Origin of the sequence: Stagnimonas aquatica, from assembly GCF_003730135.1 — a bacterium.
Lineage (GTDB): Bacteria > Pseudomonadota > Gammaproteobacteria > Nevskiales > Nevskiaceae > Stagnimonas > Stagnimonas aquatica.
Genome location: NZ_RJVO01000004.1, coordinates 38,311 through 53,125 on the forward strand (window position 1 = coordinate 38,311; position 14,815 = coordinate 53,125).

Below are 14,815 nucleotides of genomic sequence, written 5' to 3' on the forward strand. Positions count from 1 at the left end.
GGCAGGCAAGCAGACATGGCCCGCCGACTGAAATCTCTCGATGAACTGCGCCGGCTGCCGGCCGTTTCCGCCGCTCCCGCTCCCGGGGCGCGCAAGGCCGCAGTCGCGGTCGCGCCGGTGCGGGTGCTCGGCATTGATCCTGGCTCGCGCTACACCGGCTGGGGCCTGCTGGAGTGCCGGGGGCAGCGCAGCCAGTTTCTGGCCGCGGGCCGCATCGTCTCCACCCAGGGCGCGATGCCGGAGCGCCTGCTGACCGTGTTCGAGGGCCTGTGCGCGGTGATCGCCGAACACCGCCCGGACGAGATCGCGCTGGAGGAAACCTTCGTCAACCGCAGCAATGCCCAGAGCGCGCTGGTGCTGGGGCAGGCGCGCGGCGTGGCGATGCTGGCCGCCGCCCGCACCGGCCTGCCGTTCGCGGAGTACGCCGCCGCGCAGGTGAAGCTGGCCATCGCCGGCCACGGCCGCGCCGACAAGCAGCAGATCGCGCAGATGGTGAAGCTGCTGCTGAAGCTCCAGGCCGCGCACTCCGAGGACGCCACCGATGCGCTGGCGGTGGCGCTCTGCCATGCCCATGTTCGTGGCACCATCAGCCAAGGGCATCCGGCACTCAAGGGAAGTTGGTGATGATCGGTCGAATCAGCGGCAAGCTGGTGCTGAAGGCACCGCCGCAATTGCTGGTGGATGTCGGTGGCGTTGGCTACGAGCTGGAAGTGCCGATGTCCACCCTCTACAAGCTGCCGGCGCTGGGCGAGGCGGTGAGCCTGCACACCCATCTGACCGTGCGCGAGGACGCGCACCTGCTCTACGGCTTCGCCAGCCTGGCCGAGAAGGCCCTGTTCCGCGAACTGATCAAGCTCTCCGGCGTCGGCCCGAAGCTGGCGCTGGCGGTGCTGTCCGGGGTCAGCGTCGAGGAGTTCTGGGCCCTGGTGCGCGCCGGCGATGCGGTGCGGCTGACCAAACTGCCCGGCATCGGCAAGAAGACCGCCGAGCGCATGGTGCTGGAGCTGCGCGAGAAGGCCGGCGCGGTCGATGGCCCGGCCAGTCTCGGCGGTGCCGCCACCGCGCAGCCGGCCACGCCGCTGGCGGAGGCGCGTTCGGCGCTGGAAGCGCTGGGCTACAAGACGGCGGAGGCCGACAAGCTGCTCAATGCCATCAAGGCCGAGGGCATGGGCACCGACCAGTTGATCCGCGAAGCCCTGAAGCGCGCGGTGCGATGAGCCACGCACGCCGCGAGCGGATCCTGGCCCTGGCGGCGCTTGGGCGCGGCGTGCTGGCGCGGCTGGCGGTGCTGCGCGAGGTGTCCACCCTGCTGGGCGAGGTGATCCTGGCCATTGGCCGGTTGCTGCGCGGCAAGGCACGTTTCGACCGCGCCGACGCCTGGGCGGTGGTGCAGGCCAGCGGCGCCGGCGCCCTCGGGGTGGTGAGCCTGGTGAATCTGCTGGTCGGCGCCATCCTCGCCTTCGTCGGCGCGGTGCAGCTGCTGAAATTCGGCGCCGGGCAGTTCGTCGCCGATCTGGTCAGCATCGCCACCGTCCGCGAGATGGCGGCCGTCATCACCGCCGTGGTGCTGTCCGGCCGTACCGGCGCCGCCTTCGCGGCGCGCATCGCCACGATGCAGGGCAACGAGGAGGTGGACGCGCTCAAGACCCTGGGCGTCTCGCCGGTGGAATTCCTGGTGCTGCCACGGGTGCTGGCGCTGACGCTGATGACGCCGCTGCTCTACGCCTACGCTTGCGCGGTGGGGCTCTTGGGCGGCTGGGCGGTTTCCGCCGGCATGCTCGATCTCTCCTCGCATCTCTATTGGAGCCGCAGCGCCGATGCCCTGGCCGGCACCCACTTCGTGCTCGGCGCGGGCAAGAGTCTGGCGTTCGGCTTCCTGGTCGCCTTCGCCGGCTGCTTTCACGGCCTGCGCGCCGGCCGCAACGCCGCCGCCGTGGGCGAGGCCACCACCCGGGCGGTGGTCAGCGGCATCGTCGGGGTGATCGTCATCGACGCCGTGTTTGCCCTCTGCGCCTACGCGCTCGACGTATGAGTGCCAATACGCCCGCCATCGTCGTCCACGGCCTGCGCATGGCCTACGGCAGCAAGCTGATCCAGGAAGAGGTCAGCTTCGAGGTCGCCAAGGGCAGCGTGTTCATCATCATGGGCGGCTCCGGCTGCGGCAAAAGCACCCTGCTCAAGCACCTGATCGGCCTGATGCCACCGGCAGCGGGGCAGGTGCTCTACGGCGATCACGACTACTGGCTCGCCGACGAAGCGGCCCGCGACGCCATCCGCCGCCGCTTCGGCGTGCTGTTCCAGGGCGCGGCCTTGTTCTCGACCATGACCCTGGCCGAGAACGTGATGCTGCCGATGAAGCTCAACGGCGACCGCCGCCAGTCCGCCGCCGAGCAGCGCGAACGCGCCGAGACCCTGCTGGAACTGGTGGGGCTGTCGGCGGCCGCCGACCTACTGCCCAACGAGATCAGCGGCGGCATGAAGAAGCGGGCCGGCCTGGCGCGGGCGCTGGCACTGGAGCCGGAGTACCTGTTCCTCGACGAACCCTCGGCCGGCCTCGATCCGATCAGCTCGCGCAAGCTCGACGAACTGATCCTCGACCTGCGCGAGCGCACCGGCGCGGCGGTGGTGGTGGTCACCCACGAACTGCCCAGCCTGTTCGCGATTGGCGACGACGGCATCTTCCTCGACGCGGTCAGCAAGCGGCCGATTGCCCGAGGCGCGCCGAAGCAGTTGCTGGAATCCTGCGATCATCCCTTTGTGCACGCCTTCCTGAGGCGCGAGGTTCCACCGGAGGACGTTGAAGATGGGCGTGAGTAAAGCGAATCCGACTGCGATCGGCGCCTTTGTGCTGGGCGCCCTGGCCCTGGTCGCGGTGGCGATCATCACCCTCGGCGGTAGCGCCCTGTTCACCCCCAAGCAGCGGGCGGTGGTGTTCTTCGAGGGCAACGTCAACGGCCTGGTGGTCGGCGCACCGGTGAACTTCCGGGGCGTCAAGGTGGGCTCGGTGGACCGCATCGCCCTGCAGTTCGACGCCACCACCCTCAATGCCCGCATCCCGGTCTATCTCAGCGTGCTGCCCAATCAGATCCAGGTGATCGGCGGCAGCCGCGAGGATATCGATATTCCCTTCGAGGCCTTCATCCAGAAGGGCCTGCGCGCCAAGCTCAACATGGAGAGCATCGTCACCGGCCAGTTGGGCGTCGATCTGGACTTCCGCCCGAACACGCCGCTGGTGCTGGTCGGCAGCCCGAACCCCTCGATTCCGGAGATTCCGACCGTGAAGTCGGATTTCGATGTCATCAAGGACCAGCTCAGCCAGATCCCGTTCCGCCAGATCGCCGACGACGTGAAGACCCTGGTGGCCTCGATCAGCGAGCTGAGCAAGAGCGCCGGCGGTAGCCTGGGCACGCTCGACCAGGAACTGCGCAGCACCGCCACCGCCGCGCGCAAGACCCTGGACCAGGCCAGCCGCACGCTGGCGACCATGGACGGCACCCTGGCCGCAGTGCGCGGGACTGCCGACAAGGCCAGCGCCACCCTGGACGTGGCCGGTCCGCAGCTCAACAAGACCCTGAGTTCCGCCGAGGCGGCGCTCAGCCGCGCCGAAAAGACCCTCAGCGCGGCCGAGCAGACCCTCGCCAACACCGCCGAGTTGACCGCGCCCGGCGCGCCGCTGCGGGCCGATCTGGAGCAGGCCCTGCGCGATCTCGCGGCCAGCGCCGAGTCGCTGCGCAGCTTCGCCGACACCGTCGAGCGCAACCCCAACGCCCTGGTCTTCGGCAACTAGAGGTTCCCGCCATGTCCTACTTCCGTCTGAAGCTGCTCGCCATCCTCGCCCTGAGCCTGTTCGCGAACGCCTGCGCCGGCCCGCAGCCCGCCGCGCCGCGCCGCTTGCTCTTGAGTTACGAGGGGCCGGCACCGGCGCAGAGCGAGCTGATCCGGCCGCGTCTGGTGGTTAGGGCGGTGACCGTGCCCGACTATCTGGACCGGCGCCAACTGGTCTACCGCGCCGAGGGAGCCGAGCTGCGCCAGTACGAGCAGGTGGAATGGGCGGAGCGCCCGGCGAAAGCGGTCACCCGCTGGCTTACCCAGGCGCTGGCGGCGCGCCGCGCCGACTACGCGGTGCTGGCACTGACCACGCCGGATGGCCGTGCCCCCGACGCCACCCTGTCGCTGAGCCTGGATGCCTTCGAGCCTGGGCCGGACGGCGTGCTGCACCTGCGCGGCAGCTGGGCCTATGCCCGGCACGCCGAGCCCGCCGGCCGTACCGGCCGCTTTGACGCCGACGTGCCGCTCGCCGCCGCCAGCCCGGAGGCCAGCATGGCCGCCATGCAGCAGGCACTGCAGCAGGCGCTGGAGCCGCTGGTGCAGGCGCTGCCGGCGGCGCCAGCGACCGGTCCGCACTGATCGTAGCGACCCGGTGTGAGACACTGCGCATCCTGACCAGACGCGCCGGGCGTTCACCGCCGCCGTCGCCCTCCGATCCACTCCACTTCCACGCATGAGCGACCGCCTGGTTTCCGCCACTGGCGCCACCGAAGAAGACCGCGTCGACCGCGCGATCCGGCCGCAGCGCCTGGCCGACTACGTCGGCCAGCCGGCGGTCCGCGAGCAGCTGGGCCTGGCCATCGAGGCGGCGCGGCGCCGCCAGGAAGCCCTGGACCACGTCCTGATCTTCGGCCCGCCCGGCCTGGGCAAGACCACCCTGGCGCACATCCTCGCCGCCGAGATGGGCGTCAATCTGCGGGTGACCTCCGGGCCGGTGCTGGAAAAGGCCGGCGACCTCGCCGCGCTGCTGACCAATCTGGAGCCGCGCGACCTGCTGTTCGTCGACGAGATCCACCGGCTGTCGCCGGTGGTCGAGGAAGTGCTGTACCCGGCGATGGAGGACTATCAGCTCGACATCATGATCGGCGAGGGGCCGGCGGCGCGTTCGATCCGCCTCGACCTGCCGCCGTTCACCCTGGTTGGTGCCACCACCCGCGCCGGCGCGCTGACCAGCCCGCTGCGCGACCGCTTCGGAATCGTCCAGCGCCTGCTGTTTTACGGGGTGGACGACCTTAGCCAGATCGTCAGCCGCTCGGCCGGCATCCTCGGCGCGCCGGTGCAGGGCGAGGGCGCCCGCGAAATCGCCCGCCGCTCGCGCGGTACCCCGCGCATCGCCAACCGCCTGCTGCGGCGGGTGCGCGACTACGCCGAGGTGCGCGGCGAAGGGGTGATCACCGAGGCGATGGCGGCCGCCGCACTGCGGCTGCTGGATGTCGATGGCGAGGGTTTCGATCCGCTCGACCGCCGCTTGCTGGACGTGCTCATCAACCGTTTCGACGGCGGTCCGGCCGGGGTCGAGAGCCTGGCCGCCGCCATCGGCGAAGCACGCGACACCATCGAGGACGTGATCGAGCCCTATCTGATCCAGCAGGGCTTTCTCGAGCGCACCCCGCGCGGCCGGGTGGCCTCCGCCAAGGCCTATCGGCACCTGGGGCTGACCGCGCCCAGCACGCCGGGCCTGTTCAGCGGCGGCGCCTGAGCGGCCATGAGCGGAATCTTTCGCTGGCCGATCCGGGTCTACTACGAAGACACCGATGCCAGCGGTGTGGCCTACCACGCCAATTACCTGCGCTGGTTCGAGCGTGCGCGCAGCGAGTGGCTACGTTCGCGCGGGCGCAGTCACACGGTGTTGGCGGAGCAGCACGGCGCCGCGTTCACCCTGGCGCGGGTCGAGGTGGACTACCGTCGTCCGGCGCGTCTCGACGATCTGCTCGATGTCGCCGTCGAGGTGGCGGAACGCGGCCGCGCGAGCCTGATCTTCGCGCAGACCCTGCACCGCGCGGGCGAGCCCGGCGCGGTGCTGGCGACCGCCCGGGTGCGGGTGGCCTGTGTCGATATCGTCAGTTTTAAACCGCGTTCCTGGCCCACGGGCTGGCTGGATGATTAACAATAGGCACTTGCGGCTCCGGGCCGGATTTCAAAAACCACACAAGACCACGCGTACAGACCCATGAACGGCGGACTTTCCTTTTCCCATCTGATCCTGCAGGCGAGCTTCCTGGCGCAGGTGATCCTGGCGCTGCTGCTGCTGGCCTCGATCCTGTCCTGGGCGGTGATCCTCACCAAGCGCAGCCTGCTGGCGCGTGCCAAGCGCAACGCGGCGGACTTCGAGAGCCGCTTCTGGTCCGGCGGCACCCTCGGCGACCTCTACACCACCATGACCCGCAACCGCGAGCCGGAAGAGGGCGTCGCCGCCATCTTCAAGGCCGGCTACGAGGAATTCGCCCGTCAGCAGGGCCTGGGCGGCCGCACCGAGCCGGAAGACGCGCTCGCCGCCGTGCAGCGGCAGATGCGGGTTGCGCAGGTGCGCGAGGTCGAGCGCCTGGAGGGTGGCCTGTCGATGCTGGCGACGGTGGCGTCCGCCAGCCCCTACGTCGGCCTGTTCGGCACCGTCTGGGGCATCATGAGCGCCTTCATCGCCATCGGTAACGTCAAGCAGGCCAGCCTGGCGATGGTCGCGCCCGGCATCGCCGAAGCGCTGATCGCCACCGCCATGGGTTTGTTCGCGGCGATCCCGGCGATGATCGCCTTCAACTTCCTCAGCCGTGCCGTGGATCAGCTGGAAACCCGCTACCACACCTTCTCGGAAGAAATGATCGGCATCGTCGACCGCGGCCTGCGCGGCCACGGCGCCAAGGCCTGAGGCGGAGCCGGCGATGGCAGGTTCCATCCAGACCGGCCGCAGCAGCGGTCGGCGTCGGCTCAACGCCGAGATCAACGTCGTCCCCTACATCGACGTCATGCTGGTGCTGCTGATCATCTTCATGGTCACTGCACCGCTGCTGGTACAGGGTGTGGAAGTCGAACTGCCGCAGGCTTCCAGCGAGCCGGTGGTGGTGGAAGACGAGCCGGTGACCCTCACCGTCGATGCCCGTGGTCGCTACTTCCTCGACATCGGCACCGAGACCGGCAAGCCGCTCAGTGACGAAGAGGTGGTGCAGCGGGTCGGCGCGGTGCTGCGCAACAAGCCGCAGACCAACATCCTGATCCGTGGTGATACCAAGGTCGATTACGGCCGGGTACTGAACGGCATGGCGCTGTTGCAGAAGGGTGGGGCGACCAAACTCGGCTTCATCACCGAGCCGCCGGACGCCGGCAAGTCCAAGCAGCGCTAGTCGCCCGACCGGACCTCCCGAACTTCCGCCATGCTTTTCAAGCCCTCGCAATTGCTGGCCGCCGTGCTGATGCACGTGCTGCTGCTGGGCCTGCTGCTGGGCGGTGTGCAGTGCACGCCCAAGCCGCCGCAGCCCGAGATCATCGAAGCGGCGCTGCTGGAGGCGCCTCGCGAGGGCAAGCCGCCCCCGCCGGCGCCCGAGCCGCCGAAGCCGGACCCGGTTCCCGAACCGCCCAAACCCGAACCCAAGCCCGAGCCGCAGAAACCGGAGCCCAAGCCGGAACCGCCGAAGCCCGAGCCCAAGCCGGAACCGCCGAAGCCCGAGCCCAAGCCCGAGCCACCCAAGGAAGATCCCAAGAAGGCCGAGCGCCTGCGCCAGGAAGCCGAGATCGCCGAGCAGAAGCGCGAGGCGGCGGCCAAGCTCGAAGCCGAGCGCCTGCTCGCCAAGCAGGCCGAGGCGGAGGCCGCGCGGGTCAAGGCCGAGGCGGAAGCCCAGGCCAAGCGTGAAGCCGAGGAGCTGAAGAAGCGCGCCGCCGAGGAAGAGCGGCAGCGCAAGCTGGCCGAGGAAGAGCGCCTTCGCAAGGAGGCTGAGGACAAGCGGCGCGCCGAGGAAAAGGCGCGTCAGGAGGCCTTGCAGCGGCAGTTGCAGGCCGAGGAGGACGCGCGCATGGCGCAGGTGATCCGGGCCGCGCAGATCACTTGGGCACAGATGATCAACCGGGCGCTGGAGCGCGCCTGGCTGCGCCCGCCGGGCAATACCGATCAGTTCATCTGCAAGCTGAACGTGCGTCTGCTGCCCAACGGCCAGGTGGTCAGCGCCACCATCACCAAGAGCTGCGGTTCGCCGATCCTCGACGACTCGGTGCTCAAGGCGGTGTACAAGGCTTCTCCCTTGCCCTTGCCCCCGGAGCCCTCGGCCTTCGTGCCGGAATTGAACATCTCCTTCCAGCCGCGGTTCTAAGCTCTCAAGTTTTTCGGTGCTTCCAAGAAAGCCAATCCCCATGCGCCTCTTCTACAACCTGCGTGTTTCCCTGTCCCAGTCGGTGCTGCCGGTCCTGGCGGCGCTGCTGGTCTGCTCCGGTCCGGCCCGCGCGGCGCTGGACATCTCGGTGGTCGGTGGCGATACCGGCGCCCAGCCGATCGCGGTGGCGCCGTTCGCCACGCCGCCGGACATCAACTTCGACGTGGCCGGCATCGTCGAGGCCGACCTGGTGCGCTCCGGCCTGTTCACCGCGTTGCCGCGCGCCGACATGCTGGAAACGCCCTCGGCGGTGAACCAGGTCGACTACCGCAACTGGCGGGCGGTGGGCATGGAGAACCTGGTGATCGGCTCGTTGTCGCGCAGCCCCAAGGGTGGGGTGGCGGTGCGCTTCTTCCTGCTTGATGTCTATCGCGGCCAGCAGGTGCTGGGCTTCGACATGCCGGCAGTGACGCCGGACCAGTTGCGGGTGGTGTCCCACCAGATCGCCGATCTGATCTACGAGAAGCTGACCGGCACCAAGGGCTACTTCAACACCCAGATCGCCTACGTTACGGCCTCCGGCTACGGCCTGGCGCGGCGCTTCGAGCTGATCGTCGCCGATGCCGATGGCTACAACCCGCGCACCATCGCCGCCTCGCGCGAGACCCTGATGTCGCCGGCCTGGTCGCCGGACGGCAAGAAGCTGGCCTACGTCGGCTACGAGAAGGGCCGCTCGGCGATCTTCATCCATACCCTCGCCACCGGTGAGCTGCGCAAGCTGGTCTCCGAGCGCGGCATCAACGGCGCGCCGGTGTGGTCGCCGGACGGTAGCAAGATGATCGTGACGCTGTCGTTCGAGACCAATCCCGATCTCTACCTGATCGATATCGCCAGCGGTCAGCGCCGGCGCCTGACCGACCACTTCGCCATCGACGTCGAGGCGAACTTCTCGCCGGATGGCAACACCATTGCCTTTACTTCCGACCGCGGCGGCTCGGCGCAGGTTTATCTGATGCCCACCGCCGGCGGCGAGCCGCGACGGCTGACTTTCCAGGGCAAGCAGAACCAGCGGCCGCGTTTCTCGCCGGATGGCAAGAGTATTGCGGTGGTGAATAACGACGGCGGGCGGTATTCTATTGCCCTTGTCGATGTCCAGACCGGAGCGATGCGCAAGCTGAGCGACGGCCCTCTGGATGAAAGCCCCAGCTTTGCCCCCAATGGCGCGGTGATCATCTACTCCACGATAGGTCGTGGTGGTGCCGAGCTGGCGACGGTGACAGTGGATGGCAGGGTGCGTCAGCGCATGCGCCAGCCCGGCGAGGTACGCGAGCCGGCCTGGGGCCCCTACAGCCGTTAAGCCTGGACTTTCAACAGCGACGTCTTTTATTTCCCGAACACCTCCGCGTGTTCCTTCAATTCAGCCTCACTCAATTCGCAGGAGCTACACAATGAACAAGAACCTCGTCCTGATCGCCGCGCTCGCCGGTCTCACCCTCGCTGGCTGCGCCAGCAAGGGCAGCAAGGATGCCGGCCCCAACCCCGGCGCCTACGACAACGGCGGCATTTCCACCTCCGGCTCCGGCGCTGACGGCGTTGGCGCGGGCTCGGCCATCGGTTCCGGCACCGGCGCCGCTGGCGCCTACAGCCTCGACAGCAAGACCATCTACTTCGCTTTCGACCAGACCGACATCGACAGCGCCGGCCAGACCGTGGTGGACAACTACGGCCGCTACCTGAGCTCGACCCCGGCTGCCAAGGTGCGCCTGGAAGGCCACGCTGACGAGCGCGGTTCGGCCGAGTACAACATCGCCCTGGGCGAGCGCCGCGCCATCTCCGTTGCCCGCGCCCTGAAGGCCGTCGGCGCCACCGACGCCCAGATCTCCGTGGTCAGCTACGGCGAAGAGCGTCCGGCCGCCCCTGGTCACGACGAAGCCGCCTGGGCCAAGAACCGCCGCGTCGAAATCGCCCAGTAAGCTCGGGCCAGACCGATGTCGGTGCGCTACGCTCCGTCTGTACTCGTACTGGCCGTCGCCGTCCTGGCTTCGGCCTGCACGCCGCTGAGCCGTACTGGCGAAGAGCCGCTGTCGCCGGAAGAGATTCGTCTGCGTGCCATCGAGGGCAAGATCGGCGATCTCTCCCGGCGCGTCAGCGGTGTCGAGAACAAGGACGAGTCCCGCACCCAGGACGAGCTGCGCACCCTGCGTGGCGAGATTGAGCGCCTGCGCTTCGACATCGACAGCCAGGAGCGTCGCGGCAAGGATCTGTATCTGGATCTGGATCGTCGCATCCAGAAGCTGGAAACCCTGCCGGGCAGCACGCTGCCGCCGTTTGCGCCGGCCACACCCAGCTTCGACAACGGGGTTTCGCAGCCGCCCTTGTCGGGTGCGGCGGCGGCCGGCACTGCCACCACGCCGGCTTTGGTGGTGAGTCCGCGCCTCAACAGCACCCCGACCAGTGGCGGCGGTGCGGAAGAGGAAACGGCCTATCTCAAGGCCTTTGATTTTCTGAAGGCCGGCAAGTACGACAGCGCCATCACCGGCTTCAAGGCCATGCTCGATAAGTGGCCGCAAGGCAACTTCGCCGACAACGGCTGGTACTGGATGGGCGAGTCGCTGTACATCAAGCGCCAGTACAAGCCGGCGCTGGATGCCTTCAATGCCCTGATCGAGCGTTTCCCGGCCAGCCCCAAGGTGCCGGACGCGCTGTTCAAGGGCGGGCTGACCCAGCTTGAGTTGAAGGATACCGAGGCGGCGAAAGCGGCCTGGCGTCGGGTGGTCAAGGATTACCCTGGATCCAATGCCGCCGGCCTCGCCCGGCAGCGCCTGGACCAGGCGCGGTAAGCGGTAGTCACAGGTGGCGGCCGACGATATCCCGCTCGCGCCGCCCTCTGAGGCGGCGGGTCAGCTCGTGCCACGCCTGAAAATCACCGAAGTCTTTCTTTCCTTGCAGGGAGAGTCCTCCCTGGTCGGTTGGCCGACCGTGTTCGTGCGGCTCACCGGTTGCCCTTTGCGCTGCAGCTTCTGCGACACCGCCTATGCCTTCCATGGCGGACAGTGGCGCGATATCCCCGATCTGCTGGCCGAGGTGCAGGCGCTCGGCGTTCGCCACGTCTGCGTCACCGGCGGCGAGCCCCTGGCGCAGAAGAACTGCCTGCCCCTGCTGAGCGCGCTCTGCGACGCTGGCTACGCGGTATCGCTGGAAACCAGCGGCGCGCTGGACATTGCCGGCGTGGATCCGCGTGTGGCGCGGATCGTCGATATCAAGACGCCGGGCTCCGCCGAGGTGGCCCGCAATCGCTGGGAGAACCTGCCGCTGCTGACGGCACGCGATGAGCTGAAATTCGTGCTCTGCTCGCGCGCTGATTACGACTGGGCGGTGGAGCGGCTGCGGGAACATCGTCTGCACGAGCGCTGCGCGGTGCTGTTCTCGCCCAGCCACAAGCAGGTCAGCCCGCGTGAACTGGCGGACTGGATCGTGGCCGACCGCCTGCCCGTGCGCTTCCAGACCCAGTTGCACAAGCAGCTCTGGGGCGAGGAGCCAGGTCGATGAGCGCAGCGCCCAAGGCGGTGGTGCTGCTCTCCGGTGGGCTCGATTCGGCCACCGTGCTGGCGATTGCCCGTGATGCCGGCTACCAGTGCCACGCGCTGTCGGTCGCGTATGGTCAGCGGCACATCGCCGAACTGAAGGCCGCCGAGCGGGTGGCAGCGCGCCTGGGCGCGGTGGGGCACACCCATATCGAGGTCAATCTCGACGCCATTGGCGGCTCGGCGCTCACCGACCGCCGCATTGCCGTGCCCGAGGCGCCCAGCAGTGGCATCCCGGTCACCTATGTGCCGGCGCGCAACACCCTGTTTCTGTCACTGGCCCTGGGCCAGGCCGAGGTGGTCGGCGCGCGCGATCTGTTCATCGGTGTCAATGCCGTGGACTACTCCGGCTACCCGGATTGTCGGCCGGAATTCATCGCCGCCTTCGAGACGCTGGCGAATGTCGCTACCAAGGCTGGCGTCGAGGGCGCGCGCTTTCGCATCCACACCCCGCTGATCGCCTGGCACAAGGCCGAGATCATCCGCCGCGGTGCGGCGCTAGGCGTGGACTTTGCCGAGACGGTGTCCTGCTACCAGGCCGACCAGGACGGGCGCGCCTGTGGCAAGTGCGATTCCTGCCGGATTCGTGCCGATGGGTTTTCTGCAGCCGGCTTGGCCGATCCGACGCGCTATCGCTAGAGGAAGTGGTCGGGGCGGAGGGATTCGAACCCCCGACCTCCTGTACCCAAAACAGGCGCGCTACCAAACTGCGCTACGCCCCGACTGGCGTGGATGCTTGACGATACCGAAATGGTGGGTCGTGATGGATTCGAACCATCGACCAATTGGTTAAAAGCCAACTGCTCTACCGGCTGAGCTAACGACCCCCGGTTCCGCACGCTGAGAGGAGCGTACCGCCGCCCATGCGAGGGCGCGAAGGATAGGGGAGAAGCCTCCCGCGCGCAATCCGGCACATGGCGTATTTCCTGAGGCCAGTGCCTGTGCGACCATGTGTGGCTATCACTCCCAAACACGGTAATGCCATGTCCGCCACTCGCTCTCCTGGTCAGGCTTTTCGCGCTGCGGTGGCTTCCGAAAAGCCATTGCAGGTTCCGGGGGCGATCAATGCGAACCACGCCCTGTTGGCGAAGCGGGCAGGCTTCAAGGCCATCTACCTCTCCGGTGGCGGTGTCGCCGCCGGCTCCCTGGGCTTGCCGGATCTCGGCATCAGCGGCCTGGAAGACGTGCTGATCGACGTCCGCCGCATCACCGATGTCTGCGATCTGCCGCTGCTGGTCGATGTCGATACCGGCTTCGGTTCCAGCGCGTTCAATGTCGCGCGCACGGTCAAGAGCCTCATCAAGGCGGGCGGTGCGGCCATGCACATCGAGGATCAGGTCGGTGCCAAGCGTTGCGGCCACCGCCCGGGCAAGGAGATTGTCAGTCAGGGCGAAATGGTGGATCGCGTCAAGGCGGCGGTCGATGCCCGCACCGACGAGCAGTTCGTGATCATGGCGCGCACCGACGCGCTGGCGGTGGAGGGGCTGGATAAGGCCATCGAACGTGCCGTGGCCTGCGTCGAGGCTGGCGCCGACATGATCTTCCCCGAGGCGATGACCAGCCTGGAGATGTACCGCCAGTTCGCCGATGCGGTGAAGGTGCCGGTGCTCGCCAACATCACCGAGTTTGGTTCGACGCCGCTGTTCACCACCGAGGAACTGGGCGCCGCCGGCGCCAGCTTGGTGCTCTACCCACTGTCGGCCTTCCGCGCCATGAACAAGGCGGCAGAGAACGTCTACAAGGCTTTGCGCCGCGATGGCACCCAGAAGAACGTCGTCGACACCATGCAGACCCGCATGGAGCTCTACGAAGCCATCAACTACTTCGACTACGAGAAGAAGCTCGACGCACTCTTCGCCGCCAAGAAGGGCTGATCGCCCGGCCACCGCGTCATCCGCCCACATTCAGGAGAACCCATGAGCGAAGCTGCTGCCCCCGCCACCGGCCCCAAGCCCAAGAAGAGCGTTGCGCTTTCCGGCGTCACCGCCGGCAACACCGCGCTGTGCACCGTCGGCCGTACCGGCAATGATCTGCACTACCGTGGCTACGACATTCTCGATGTCGCTGATGCCTGCGAGTTCGAGGAGATCGCGCATCTGCTGGTGCACAGCAAGCTGCCGACCAAGGCCGAGCTGGCTGGCTACAAGACCAAGCTCAAGTCCCTGCGCGGCCTGCCGGCGGCGGTGAAAGTGGCGCTGGAACAACTGCCTCCGTCCTCGCACCCGATGGACGTGATGCGCACCGGCGTCTCGGTGCTCGGCTGTGTCAAGCCGGAGAAGGACGACCACAACCATCCAGGCGCGCGTGACATCGCCGACAAGCTGATGGCCTCGCTGGGCTCGATGCTGCTGTACTGGTATCACTTTGCCTACAACGGCAAGCGGATCGAGGTGGAAACCGACGACGACTCCATCGGCGGCCATTTCCTGCACCTCTTGCACGGCACCAAGCCACCGGAGCTGTGGGTGAAGGCCATGCACACCAGCCTGATCCTCTACGCCGAGCACGAGTTCAACGCCTCGACCTTCACCAGTCGCGTCGTCGCCGGCACCGGCTCTGACATCTACAGCGCCATCTGCGGCGGCATCGGTGCCCTGCGTGGGCCTAAGCACGGCGGCGCCAACGAAGTCGCCTTCGAGATCCAGAAGCGCTACGACAACCCGGACGAGGCCGAGGCCGACATCCGCGCCCGCGTCGAGAAGAAGGAAGTGGTGATCGGTTTCGGTCACCCGGTCTACACCGTCAGCGATCCGCGCAACAAGGTCATCAAGGAAGTCGCGCGCACCCTGTCGAAGGACCAGAGCAACCTGAAGATGTTCGACATCGCCGAGCGGCTGGAAACGGTGATGTGGGAGATCAAGAAGATGTTCCCCAACCTCGACTGGTTCAGCGCGGTGAGCTACCACATGATGGGCGTGCCCACCGACATGTTCACGCCGCTGTTCGTGATCGCCCGTACCTCCGGCTGGAGCGCGCACATCATCGAGCAGCGCATCGACGGCAAGATCATCCGTCCGTCCGCCAACTACACCGGCCCCGAGGACCTCAAGTTCGTGGCCATCAAGGACCGCAAGTAAGCGATCGCCAGCCCTCTAGCCAGCAGAGTCT

At 67.7% G+C, this 14,815-nt stretch carries 18 protein-coding genes and 2 tRNA genes; 18 read left to right on the forward strand and 2 right to left on the reverse strand.

Annotated features, from left to right (window positions below; translation table 11 throughout):
- Positions 1–15 precede the first annotated feature (15 nt).
- From ruvC to queC, 16 genes are all read left to right on the forward strand, one after another.
- Positions 16–624, forward strand: coding sequence for a crossover junction endodeoxyribonuclease RuvC (gene ruvC / locus ED208_RS09725; protein WP_123211711.1), 609 nt, complete (start codon positions 16–18; stop codon positions 622–624).
- Complete coding sequence (gene ruvA, locus ED208_RS09730; protein ID WP_123211712.1) at positions 624–1,217, forward strand: Holliday junction branch migration protein RuvA; 594 nt, start codon at positions 624–626, stop codon at positions 1,215–1,217. Before ruvC ends, ruvA begins: the two co-directional genes overlap by 1 nt.
- Positions 1,214–2,032, forward strand: a complete 819-nt coding sequence (locus tag ED208_RS09735; protein WP_123211713.1) for an MlaE family ABC transporter permease — start codon at positions 1,214–1,216, stop codon at positions 2,030–2,032. The genes ruvA and ED208_RS09735 overlap by 4 nt, the downstream gene beginning before the upstream one ends.
- Positions 2,029–2,817, forward strand: coding sequence for an ABC transporter ATP-binding protein (locus tag ED208_RS09740; RefSeq protein WP_123211714.1), 789 nt, complete (start codon positions 2,029–2,031; stop codon positions 2,815–2,817). The genes ED208_RS09735 and ED208_RS09740 overlap by 4 nt, the downstream gene beginning before the upstream one ends.
- Positions 2,804–3,787, forward strand: coding sequence for an MlaD family protein (locus ED208_RS09745; protein ID WP_123211715.1), 984 nt, complete (start codon positions 2,804–2,806; stop codon positions 3,785–3,787). Before ED208_RS09740 ends, ED208_RS09745 begins: the two co-directional genes overlap by 14 nt.
- A gap of 11 nt (positions 3,788–3,798) precedes the next feature.
- Positions 3,799–4,407 carry a PqiC family protein gene (locus ED208_RS09750; RefSeq protein WP_123211716.1) on the forward strand — a complete coding sequence of 203 codons (609 nt, stop codon included), beginning with the start codon at positions 3,799–3,801 and terminating at the stop codon, positions 4,405–4,407.
- Positions 4,408–4,501: 94 nt separating this feature from the next.
- On the forward strand, positions 4,502–5,527 hold the full coding sequence (ruvB, locus tag ED208_RS09755) for a Holliday junction branch migration DNA helicase RuvB (RefSeq protein WP_123211717.1): 1,026 nt from the start codon (positions 4,502–4,504) through the stop codon (positions 5,525–5,527).
- Between the two features lie 6 nt (positions 5,528–5,533).
- Entirely contained in the window at positions 5,534–5,935 is a 402-nt protein-coding gene (gene ybgC / locus ED208_RS09760; RefSeq protein ID WP_123211718.1) for a tol-pal system-associated acyl-CoA thioesterase, read from the forward strand.
- A 63-nt stretch (positions 5,936–5,998) separates the two neighbouring features.
- Entirely contained in the window at positions 5,999–6,691 is a 693-nt protein-coding gene (tolQ, locus tag ED208_RS09765) for a protein TolQ (RefSeq protein ID WP_123211719.1), read from the forward strand.
- A gap of 13 nt (positions 6,692–6,704) precedes the next feature.
- Positions 6,705–7,163: a protein TolR gene (gene tolR / locus ED208_RS09770; RefSeq protein ID WP_123211720.1), complete on the forward strand. Its 459-nt coding sequence runs from the start codon at positions 6,705–6,707 to the stop codon at positions 7,161–7,163.
- A gap of 30 nt (positions 7,164–7,193) precedes the next feature.
- Complete coding sequence (gene tolA / locus ED208_RS09775) at positions 7,194–8,123, forward strand: cell envelope integrity protein TolA (protein ID WP_123211721.1); 930 nt, start codon at positions 7,194–7,196, stop codon at positions 8,121–8,123.
- 40 nt (positions 8,124–8,163) lie between these two features.
- Positions 8,164–9,480, forward strand: a complete 1,317-nt coding sequence (tolB, locus tag ED208_RS09780) for a Tol-Pal system beta propeller repeat protein TolB (protein ID WP_123211722.1) — start codon at positions 8,164–8,166, stop codon at positions 9,478–9,480.
- Between the two features lie 91 nt (positions 9,481–9,571).
- Entirely contained in the window at positions 9,572–10,096 is a 525-nt protein-coding gene (pal, locus tag ED208_RS09785) for a peptidoglycan-associated lipoprotein Pal (protein ID WP_123211723.1), read from the forward strand.
- A 15-nt stretch (positions 10,097–10,111) separates the two neighbouring features.
- Positions 10,112–10,963, forward strand: coding sequence for a tol-pal system protein YbgF (gene ybgF, locus ED208_RS09790; protein ID WP_123211724.1), 852 nt, complete (start codon positions 10,112–10,114; stop codon positions 10,961–10,963).
- Positions 10,964–10,991: 28 nt separating this feature from the next.
- Positions 10,992–11,672 (forward strand): 7-carboxy-7-deazaguanine synthase QueE, encoded by a 681-nt coding sequence (queE, locus tag ED208_RS09795; protein WP_199720595.1) that lies wholly within the window; start codon positions 10,992–10,994, stop codon positions 11,670–11,672.
- The gene (gene queC / locus ED208_RS09800) at positions 11,669–12,346 is read left to right on the forward strand and encodes a 7-cyano-7-deazaguanine synthase QueC (RefSeq protein WP_123211725.1); all 678 of its coding nucleotides are present in this window, start codon (positions 11,669–11,671) and stop codon (positions 12,344–12,346) included. The genes queE and queC overlap by 4 nt, the downstream gene beginning before the upstream one ends.
- A 6-nt stretch (positions 12,347–12,352) precedes the next feature.
- Here queC and ED208_RS09805 read toward each other — a convergent pair.
- A tRNA-Pro gene (locus ED208_RS09805) sits at positions 12,353–12,429 on the reverse strand.
- Between the two features lie 29 nt (positions 12,430–12,458).
- Positions 12,459–12,534: transfer RNA gene (locus tag ED208_RS09810), tRNA-Lys, on the reverse strand.
- A gap of 156 nt (positions 12,535–12,690) precedes the next feature.
- Between ED208_RS09810 and prpB the strand changes: the two genes are divergently transcribed.
- Both prpB and prpC read left to right on the forward strand, forming a co-directional pair.
- A complete protein-coding gene (gene prpB / locus ED208_RS09815; RefSeq protein WP_123211726.1) occupies positions 12,691–13,581 on the forward strand; it encodes a methylisocitrate lyase in 891 nt (296 codons plus the stop codon).
- Between the two features lie 42 nt (positions 13,582–13,623).
- Entirely contained in the window at positions 13,624–14,784 is a 1,161-nt protein-coding gene (prpC, locus tag ED208_RS09820) for a bifunctional 2-methylcitrate synthase/citrate synthase (protein ID WP_123211727.1), read from the forward strand.
- Positions 14,785–14,815: the final 31 nt, after the last annotated feature.

Coding starts and splice junctions, on each gene's coding strand:
- ED208_RS09740 (WP_123211714.1), top strand. CDS start 2,029: ATGAGTGCCAATACGCCCGCCATCGTCGTCCACGGCCTGCGCATGGCC.
- tolB (WP_123211722.1), top strand. CDS start 8,164: ATGCGCCTCTTCTACAACCTGCGTGTTTCCCTGTCCCAGTCGGTGCTG.
- ybgC (WP_123211718.1), top strand. CDS start 5,534: ATGAGCGGAATCTTTCGCTGGCCGATCCGGGTCTACTACGAAGACACC.
- prpB (WP_123211726.1), top strand. CDS start 12,691: ATGTCCGCCACTCGCTCTCCTGGTCAGGCTTTTCGCGCTGCGGTGGCT.
- ruvB (WP_123211717.1), top strand. CDS start 4,502: ATGAGCGACCGCCTGGTTTCCGCCACTGGCGCCACCGAAGAAGACCGC.
- pal (WP_123211723.1), top strand. CDS start 9,572: ATGAACAAGAACCTCGTCCTGATCGCCGCGCTCGCCGGTCTCACCCTC.
- prpC (WP_123211727.1), top strand. CDS start 13,624: ATGAGCGAAGCTGCTGCCCCCGCCACCGGCCCCAAGCCCAAGAAGAGC.
- ED208_RS09735 (WP_123211713.1), top strand. CDS start 1,214: ATGAGCCACGCACGCCGCGAGCGGATCCTGGCCCTGGCGGCGCTTGGG.
- ruvA (WP_123211712.1), top strand. CDS start 624: ATGATCGGTCGAATCAGCGGCAAGCTGGTGCTGAAGGCACCGCCGCAA.
- queC (WP_123211725.1), top strand. CDS start 11,669: ATGAGCGCAGCGCCCAAGGCGGTGGTGCTGCTCTCCGGTGGGCTCGAT.
- tolQ (WP_123211719.1), top strand. CDS start 5,999: ATGAACGGCGGACTTTCCTTTTCCCATCTGATCCTGCAGGCGAGCTTC.
- tolA (WP_123211721.1), top strand. CDS start 7,194: ATGCTTTTCAAGCCCTCGCAATTGCTGGCCGCCGTGCTGATGCACGTG.
- ybgF (WP_123211724.1), top strand. CDS start 10,112: ATGTCGGTGCGCTACGCTCCGTCTGTACTCGTACTGGCCGTCGCCGTC.
- tolR (WP_123211720.1), top strand. CDS start 6,705: ATGGCAGGTTCCATCCAGACCGGCCGCAGCAGCGGTCGGCGTCGGCTC.
- ED208_RS09750 (WP_123211716.1), top strand. CDS start 3,799: ATGTCCTACTTCCGTCTGAAGCTGCTCGCCATCCTCGCCCTGAGCCTG.
- ruvC (WP_123211711.1), top strand. CDS start 16: ATGGCCCGCCGACTGAAATCTCTCGATGAACTGCGCCGGCTGCCGGCC.
- ED208_RS09745 (WP_123211715.1), top strand. CDS start 2,804: ATGGGCGTGAGTAAAGCGAATCCGACTGCGATCGGCGCCTTTGTGCTG.